Origin of the sequence: Rhizobium alarense (assembly GCF_021555155.1) — a bacterium.
In the GTDB taxonomy this organism is placed as follows: domain Bacteria; phylum Pseudomonadota; class Alphaproteobacteria; order Rhizobiales; family Rhizobiaceae; genus Rhizobium_D; species Rhizobium_D alarense.
On sequence record NZ_JAKGBU010000137.1, the window covers coordinates 1 to 7,868 of the forward strand.

Here is a 7,868-nt window from a genome sequence, read left to right on the forward strand (position 1 = left end):
ATTTCGGCACGCACACGATCGGCGAGGCCAAGCGCTACATGGCCGAGCGCGGCATCGCCATGCGGCTCGACTGAACGGACGGGATCATGACAGACTTCTCGCTTTCCGACCTCGAACGCATCGTCGCCGACCGCGCCGGCGCCGCACCGGAGGAATCCTGGACGGCGAAACTCGTCGCTGCCGGCCAGGGCAAGGCCGCCAAGAAACTCGGCGAAGAGGCGGTGGAAACAGTGATCGCGGCGATCGCGGGCGACAGGGCACCGCTCGTCAGCGAAAGCGCCGACCTGCTCTATCACCTGATGGTCGTATTGAAAATCGCGGGTATCCCGCTAGAAGATGTGATGGCGGAACTCGAACGGCGAACGGGACAGTCCGGCATTGCAGAGAAGGCCAGCCGGCAGAGTTCATGATCCAGGCAGCGCGCGACAAGGACGAGGCGGATATTCCGGACGACTTCGGAAACCGCAACTATTCCCCCTACCGCTTTTTCTCCGCAGACGAATGGGCGCGGTTCCGGGCCGACACGCCGATGACGCTGACGGCCGACGAGGTGCAGCGGCTGCGCTCGCTGAACGACCCGATCGACCTCGACGAGGTGCGGCGCATTTACCTGTCGCTGTCCCGCCTGCTGTCCGCGCATGTGGAATCCTCGCAGATCCTCTTCGAGCAGCGCAAGCGCTTCCTTAGCCTGTCCGACGAATCCAAGACGCCCTTCGTCATCGGCATTGCCGGTTCGGTCGCCGTCGGCAAGTCGACAACGGCGCGTATCCTCGCCGAGCTGCTGTCGCGCTGGCCGTCGAGCCCGAAGGTGGATCTCGTGACCACCGACGGCTTCCTGCTGCCGAATGCGGTGCTGAAGCGCGAGAACATGATGGAGCGCAAGGGCTTTCCCGAAAGCTACGATACCGGCGCCCTGCTCCGCTTCCTCTCGGCGATCAAGGCGGGCCAGGCGAATGTCCGGGCGCCGACCTATTCGCACCTCACCTACGACGTGTTGCCGAACGAGTTCCGCACGGTGGACCGGCCTGACATCCTGATCTTCGAGGGCATCAATGTGCTGCAGTCACGCAGCCTGCCCGCCGACGGCAAGATCGTGCCGATGGTCTCGGACTTCTTCGATTTCTCGATCTACATCCATGCCGAGGAGGCGCTGATTCACAGCTGGTACGTGGAGCGTTTCATGCGGCTGCGCGAGACCGCCTTCCGCGACCCGCATTCCTACTTCCACCGCTATGCCACCATCAGCGAGGAGGAGGCGCTCTCGATCGCCGAGGGCCTCTGGCAGAACACCAACCTGAAGAACCTTCGCCAGAACATCCTGCCGACCCGGCCGCGCGCCGACCTCATTCTGCAGAAGGGCGAGAACCACCTGGTGGAAACCGTCGCGCTGCGAAAACTGTAAGCCGGCTAACTTTTACGGGTTGACACGGCGGAGCGTCAGGTTGATCCGGCCGCCATTCTTCAGGAGAGTCGAGGTTCCGGCGTAGATCCGGTCGACGCCGTGGAAAGCCAGCCGGCTTTTGCCGCCAAGAACCACCACATCGCCGCTCGACAGGCGGAAGGACCGCGTCGGGTCGGTGCGCGCCGTGCCGCCGACGCGGAACAGGCACTGGTCGCCGAGCGAGACGGAGACAACGGGGGCGTCGAAGGCCTGCTCGTCGCGGTCCTGGTGAAGGCCCATTTTGGCGGCCGGCTCGTAGAAATTGACGAGGCAGGCTTCGGGCGCAAGGCCGGGATCCGCCACGTCGTTCCAAAGCGCCAGAAGCGCCGTGGGGATCGCCGGCCAGAGTCGCCCGGTCCCGGGATGGGTCGCCTGATAGCGATAGCCGCCTTCCTTGTCCGTCACCCAGCCCAGCGGCCCGCAATTGGTCATGCGGACCGACATGGGCTTGCCCGTCTTCGGCATGCGCGGCACGAAGAGCGGCGCCTCGGCGACGACCGCGCGGATCGCCTCCAGCAGCGTCTCCTGCGCCGACCTCCCGAAATGCTCCGGCAGGTAGCGCAGTCCGTCGGGGAGGCCGCTTGCCATCGGGCGTCCGCCGCCGATCAGGCCTCGTCGATATCGGGGATGCGCAGAACCTGGCCCGGATAGATCTTGTCCGGATGGGTCAGCATCGGCCGGTTGGCGTCGAAGATCACCGTGTGCTTCGCACCCTTGCCCTTGCCGTAATGCGCCTCGGCGATCTTCCAGAGGTTGTCGCCCTTCTTGACCGTGTGCAACACGGGATCCTTCGCCGGCGTCGCGGCCTTCACCAGTTCGGTCATGTCGGCCGTAGCCAGTTTCAGTCCGGTGTCCGGGGCAACCAGCTTGAGATCGCCTGCCTCGACCTTGGAGATGCCGAGCGTGTTGCCGACGGCGATGACCGCCTTCTCGAAGGCGGTCTGGTCGGCGACGACACCCTTCAGCACACATTTGTCGCCCTCGACGGAGACCTCGACCTTCTCCGTGCCGAGGTCGAAGGAATCAAGCTCCTTCTTGACGGCCTCCGCTTCCGGCGGCTCGTCGTCACCGATCCCGAGCTTCTTGCCGGCGTTCTTGATAAAGCTGAAGAGACCCATCGTTTCCTCCAAGGTTTTTGGGGAGGTTACCCATATCGCCGGTCAAAGGGAAGTTGAAATTCCGCCCGCCCGCACGGTCCTCGGGCGCATCTTCCGTCAATCGGCGCCGGGCTTGCCCCGCATGCGCTTGACGTCGGATCGCCCGGCCTTTTCCTTGAGCCGGCGCTCGACCGACCCCTTTGTCGGCTTCGTCTTTCGACGCGGCGGCGGCGGCGGTTCGGCCGCCTTCAGGATCAACTCCTTTAATCGCTCCCGCGCGTCCTCGCGGTTGCGCTCCTGGCTGCGAAACCTGTTGGCCTCGATCAGCAGTACGCCCTCCTTGGACAGTCGCCGCCCGGCGAGCTTTGCGGCATTCGCCTTGATCCGCTCCGGCAGCGCGGGAGAGTTCACGAGATCGAAGAAGAGCTGGACCGCGGTCGAGACCTTGTTGACGTTCTGCCCGCCGGGTCCGCCCGCCAGCACGAACTGCTCCGTCAGTTCCCAGCCGGCGATGACAATGCCGTTCTTGATGTGGAGAGGCTCGCTGGCCATGACGCACCCCTTTCAGCGCTCCTCCCAAATAGGGCGCGGAGCGCCGTTCGCGCAAGGCCGTCGCTGCGACGAAAAACCCGGCCGGAGCCGGGTCTCGCGTCGATCAGCCCATCGGTTGCCTCACTGGGCCGCGAGGCGGATACCCGGGGCGGCGTCGCGGACATTGCCGTCCACATGGTCCTCGAACTTGGCGAAATTGGTGACGAACATGTCGACGAGCTTGCCCGCCTGACGGTCGTAGGCCGCACCGTCCGACCAGGTCGAGCGCGGATCGAGGATCTTCGTGTCGACGCCGGGGACCGAGACCGGGACCATGAAGCCGAAATTGTCGTCGCGGCGGAACAGCGCATTCTTCAGCGACCCGTCGAGGGCGGCGGCGAGCAATGCCCGCGTCGCCTTGATCGGCATGCGGCAGCCCTCGCCGTAGCGCCCGCCGGTCCAGCCGGTATTGACCAGCCAGCAGTCGACGCCGTGCTCGGCGATCAGATCCTTCAACAGATTGCCGTAGACCGTCGGATGGCGCGGCATGAAGGGCGCGCCGAAGCAGGTGGAGAAGGTCGCCTCCGGTTCGGTCACGCCGCGCTCGGTGCCGGCCACCTTCGCCGTATAGCCCGAGAGGAAGTGATACATGGCCTGGTCCGGCGTCAGCCGCGCGATCGGCGGCATCACGCCGAAGGCATCCGCCGTCAGCATGATGACGGTCTTCGGATGGCCGGCACGGCCGGTATCGCTCGCATTCGGAATGAAATGCATCGGATAGGCGCAGCGTGTGTTCTGCGTCAGCGACGCGTCGTCGAAATCCGGCTCGCCCCTGTCGTTGAGGACGACGTTTTCGAGAACGGTGCCGAACCGTTTGGTCGTCGCATAGATTTCCGGCTCCGCTTCCGCCGACAGACGGATGGTCTTCGCGTAGCAGCCGCCTTCGAAGTTGAAGATGCCGTTCTCGCCCCAGCCGTGTTCGTCGTCGCCGATCAGCGTCCTCGTCGGGTCGGCGGACAGCGTCGTCTTGCCGGTGCCGGAGAGGCCGAAGAAGATCGCCGCGTCGCCGTCCGGGCCGACATTGGCCGAGCAATGCATCGGCATCACCTTCTTCGGTGGCAGCAGCCAGTTCAATGCCGTGAAGACCGACTTCTTCATCTCGCCGGCATAATAGGTGCCGGCGATCAGGATGATGCCGCGCGTCAGGTCGCAGGCGATCATCGTCTCGGTGCGCGCGCCGTGGCGGGCCACGTCGGCCTTGAAGCTCGGCAGGTCAATGATCGTCAGCTTCGGCACGAAGGTGGCGAGCGCCGTCTCTTCCGGCCGGATCAGAAGGTTGCGGATGAAGAGGGAATGCCAGGCAAGCTCGGTCACGACCCGAGTCGGCAGGGCATAGTCCGCATCGGCGCCGCCGACGAGATCCTGAACGAAGAGATCGCGGTGCTGCACATGGGCAAGCATGTCGGCGTGCAGGCGGTCGAAATTCTCACGCGACATGGTGTTGTTGTTGTCCCACCAGACGTGGCCGGCGGTATTGTCGTCGCGCACGACGAACTTGTCCTTGGGCGACCGGCCGGTGTGCTGCCCGGTGAGCGCGCGCAGGGCACCGTCAGCCGTCTTGACCGCCTCGTCGCGCCCGAGCGCCTCGTCGTAGAGAGCGCTTTCGGTAAAGTTGTAGCGAACCGTGCCGCTCGTCTTGAAGCCCATCGATTCCAGCCCGAGCATCGGGTTGCGAGTTCCAAGTTCCTTCATGGTCCGGTTTTCCTTCGCGGCTGGTTGACGGTGGAGAAGTGGCACGGAACGTACCGGCGAACCACCATTGTGACAAGGGGATCGTTATCATTTTGGCAATGATTTCAGTATATTAATCGATTTAGTAAAAAATCGTATTTTTTAAATCGTTTGAATAATCGATTTAAACCCGGTGAACCGGTGCCCCTGCCGATGGGACACCTTTCCCTTTGCCACAATTTGTTCCACCTTTACCCCCAAGGAAGCGCGTCACAACCCCAGGGCATGGACCCGACACGCAACCGGGACGAAGGCCGACGACGATGGAGACAGGCAGAATGCAGACGATCGCACTCGTGGACGACGACCGGAACATCCTCACCTCGGTGTCGATTGCGCTGGAAGCCGAGGGATACAAGGTGGAGACCTACACGGACGGAGCCTCGGCGCTCGACGGACTGCTCGCGCATCCGCCGCAGCTCGCCATTTTCGACATCAAGATGCCGCGCATGGACGGCATGGAGCTGCTGCGCCGGCTGCGCCAGAAGTCGGACCTGCCGGTGATCTTCCTGACCTCGAAGGACGAGGAGATCGACGAGCTCTTCGGCCTGAAGATGGGTGCCGACGACTTCATCACGAAGCCGTTCTCGCAGCGGCTGCTCGTCGAGCGCGTCAAGGCGATTCTGCGCCGCGCCTCGAGCCGGGAGGCGGCCGCGTCCCTCGCCACCGGCGGCACCGGCAAGGGCGACATTCAGGCACGATCCCTGGAGCGCGGCCAGCTTTCCATGGACCAGGAACGCCATACCTGCACCTGGAAAGGCGAGCCGGTGACGCTGACCGTGACCGAATTCCTCATCCTCCACTCGCTCGCGCAGCGCCCGGGCGTCGTCAAGAGCCGCGATTCCCTGATGGATGCGGCCTATGACGAGCAGGTTTATGTCGACGACCGGACCATCGACAGCCACATCAAGCGGCTCAGAAAGAAATTCAAGATGGTTGACCAGGATTTCGATATGATCGAAACGCTCTACGGCGTCGGCTACCGGTTCCGCGAGAGCGCCTGAGGGAACAGACGGATTGATGCAGCCGGTGCCATAGCGGCCGATCCGGCCAGCGACGGCCGCCGGCGGCGCAGATTTGCCTCGCCGGACGGCCGCACGGGAAGAAGCGTTGTCGCAGGACGTACTCGAACGAAGCATGGACGATCCGGACGGACGGCCCGCGCAGGCGGGACGCCGCTACTGGACCTATCCGTTCACCCTCACCCGCCGCATCTTCGGCAACGCGGTCTTCTCGAGCCTCACGCGGCGCATCCTCTTCTTCAACCTCGTCGCGCTCGTCGTGCTCGTTGCCGGCATCCTCTATCTCAACCAGTTCCGCGAAGGGCTGATCGATGCGCGCGTCGAAAGCCTGCTGACCCAGGGCGAGATCATCGCCGGCGCGATCTCCGCCTCCGCCTCGGTCGACACGAACTCGATCACCATCGATCCGGAAAAGCTCCTGGAGCTGCAGGCCGGCCAGAGCATCACGCCCCTGCCGAACGACGAGGACCTCGAGTTCCCGATCAACCCGGAGCGTGTCGCGCCGGTGCTCCGCCGGCTGATCTCGCCGACCCGCACCCGCGCGCGCATCTACGACACCGATTCCAACCTGCTCCTCGATTCCCGCCACCTCTATACGCAGGGCCAGGTGCTGCGCTTCGACCTGCCGCCGGTCGAGCCGGAGCCGATCAGCCTCCTGGAGCGCTTCAACATCTGGTTCAACCGGCTGCTGCAGCCGAGCAACCTGGCGGAGTACAAGGAAGCGCCGGGCGGCGATGGATCGATCTATCCGGAGGTGATGAACGCGCTGACCGGCGTGCGCGGCGCCGTCGTGCGCGTCAACGACAAGGGCGAGCTCATCGTCTCGGTGGCCGTGCCGATCCAGCGCTTCCGCGCGGTGCTCGGCGTGCTGCTGCTTTCGACGCAGGCCGGCGACATCGACAAGATCGTGCATGCCGAGCGCCTCGCCATCATGCGCGTCGCGGGCGTCGCCGGCCTCGTCAACATCGCGCTCTCGCTTCTGCTCTCCAGCACGATCGCGACGCCGCTGCGCCGTCTCGCCGCGGCCGCCATCCGCGTGCGCCGCGGCGGCGCCAAGGAGCGTGAGGAAATTCCGGACTTCTCCTACCGGCAGGACGAGATCGGCAACCTGTCGGTGGCGCTGCGCGAGATGACGACGGCGCTCTACGACCGGATCGACGCGATCGAGAGTTTCGCGGCCGACGTCAGCCACGAGCTGAAGAACCCGCTGACGTCGCTCCGGAGCGCCGTCGAGACGCTGCCGCTCGCCCGCACCGACGAATCGAAGACCCGCCTGATGGACATCATCCAGCACGACGTGCGCCGTCTCGACAGGCTGATCAGCGACATTTCCGACGCCTCGCGGCTCGACGCCGAACTTGCCCGCAGCGACGCCAAGATCATCGATCTCGAAAAGCTGCTCGGCGATCTGGTCGACATCTCCCGCCAGATCCGCAGCAAGAAGAAGCCGGTGATCCTCGACTTCGTCGTCGACCGCAAGGACGCGCCGCGGGCGCGCTTCGATGTCAACGGCTACGAGCTCCGGATCGGCCAGATCGTCACCAACCTGATCGAGAACGCACGCTCCTTCGTGCCGGAACAGGGCGGACGCATCGTCGTCCGGCTGGCGCGCGGCCGCGGCAACCGCTGCATCGTGCAGATCGAGGACAACGGGCCGGGCATCCAGGCCGAGGACATCGACCGGATCTTCGAACGCTTCTACACCGACCGGCCGGCCAGCGAGGGGTTCGGCCAGAATTCCGGCCTGGGACTTTCCATCTCGCGGCAGATCGCCGAGGCGCATGGCGGCACGCTGCGGGCCGAGAACCTCGTCGATCCGAAGACCGGCAGCATCGCAGGCGCGCGCTTCACGCTCGCCCTGCCGGCGGTGGGCAAGGCCTGATGGCCGGGCCGGTCAATGTCCACGCCACTGCGATCGTCGTCGCGACGACCGGCATCGTCTTCGTCGGGCCGTCCGGCGCCGGCAAGACGCGCCTGGCGCTCGCC

8 protein-coding genes are annotated in these 7,868 nt (G+C 64.9%); 4 read left to right on the forward strand and 4 right to left on the reverse strand.

Translation table 11 applies throughout. The features are described from left to right. Positions 1-86 precede the first annotated feature (86 nt). Both LXM94_RS24830 and coaA read left to right on the forward strand, forming a co-directional pair. Positions 87-410 (forward strand): phosphoribosyl-ATP diphosphatase, encoded by a 324-nt coding sequence (locus tag LXM94_RS24830; RefSeq protein WP_235774423.1) that lies wholly within the window; start codon positions 87-89, stop codon positions 408-410. Next, entirely contained in the window at positions 407-1,402 is a 996-nt protein-coding gene (coaA, locus tag LXM94_RS24835; RefSeq protein WP_235774425.1) for a type I pantothenate kinase, read from the forward strand. Before LXM94_RS24830 ends, coaA begins: the two co-directional genes overlap by 4 nt. A 12-nt stretch (positions 1,403-1,414) precedes the next feature. On the opposite strand, the gene LXM94_RS24840 is transcribed toward coaA, so the two are convergent. From LXM94_RS24840 to LXM94_RS24855, 4 genes are all read right to left on the reverse strand, one after another. After that, on the reverse strand, positions 1,415-2,029 hold the full coding sequence (locus LXM94_RS24840; protein ID WP_235774427.1) for an alpha-ketoglutarate-dependent dioxygenase AlkB family protein: 615 nt from the start codon (positions 2,027-2,029) through the stop codon (positions 1,415-1,417). A 17-nt stretch (positions 2,030-2,046) separates the two neighbouring features. Next, positions 2,047-2,559: a peptidoglycan-binding protein LysM gene (gene lysM / locus LXM94_RS24845; protein ID WP_235774429.1), complete on the reverse strand. Its 513-nt coding sequence runs from the start codon at positions 2,557-2,559 to the stop codon at positions 2,047-2,049. A 96-nt stretch (positions 2,560-2,655) separates the two neighbouring features. Beyond that, on the reverse strand, positions 2,656-3,090 hold the full coding sequence (gene arfB, locus LXM94_RS24850) for an alternative ribosome rescue aminoacyl-tRNA hydrolase ArfB (protein WP_235774431.1): 435 nt from the start codon (positions 3,088-3,090) through the stop codon (positions 2,656-2,658). Between the two features lie 120 nt (positions 3,091-3,210). Further along, positions 3,211-4,794 (reverse strand): phosphoenolpyruvate carboxykinase, encoded by a 1,584-nt coding sequence (locus LXM94_RS24855; RefSeq protein WP_408015701.1) that lies wholly within the window; start codon positions 4,792-4,794, stop codon positions 3,211-3,213. 344 nt (positions 4,795-5,138) lie between these two features. On the opposite strand from LXM94_RS24855, the gene LXM94_RS24860 reads away from it, so the two are divergent. Together LXM94_RS24860 and LXM94_RS24865 are read left to right on the forward strand one after the other, a co-directional pair. Beyond that, positions 5,139-5,864, forward strand: a complete 726-nt coding sequence (locus LXM94_RS24860) for a response regulator transcription factor (protein WP_235774435.1) — start codon at positions 5,139-5,141, stop codon at positions 5,862-5,864. Between the two features lie 133 nt (positions 5,865-5,997). After that, positions 5,998-7,764, forward strand: coding sequence for a sensor histidine kinase (locus tag LXM94_RS24865; protein ID WP_235774437.1), 1,767 nt, complete (start codon positions 5,998-6,000; stop codon positions 7,762-7,764). Positions 7,765-7,868 lie beyond the last annotated feature (104 nt).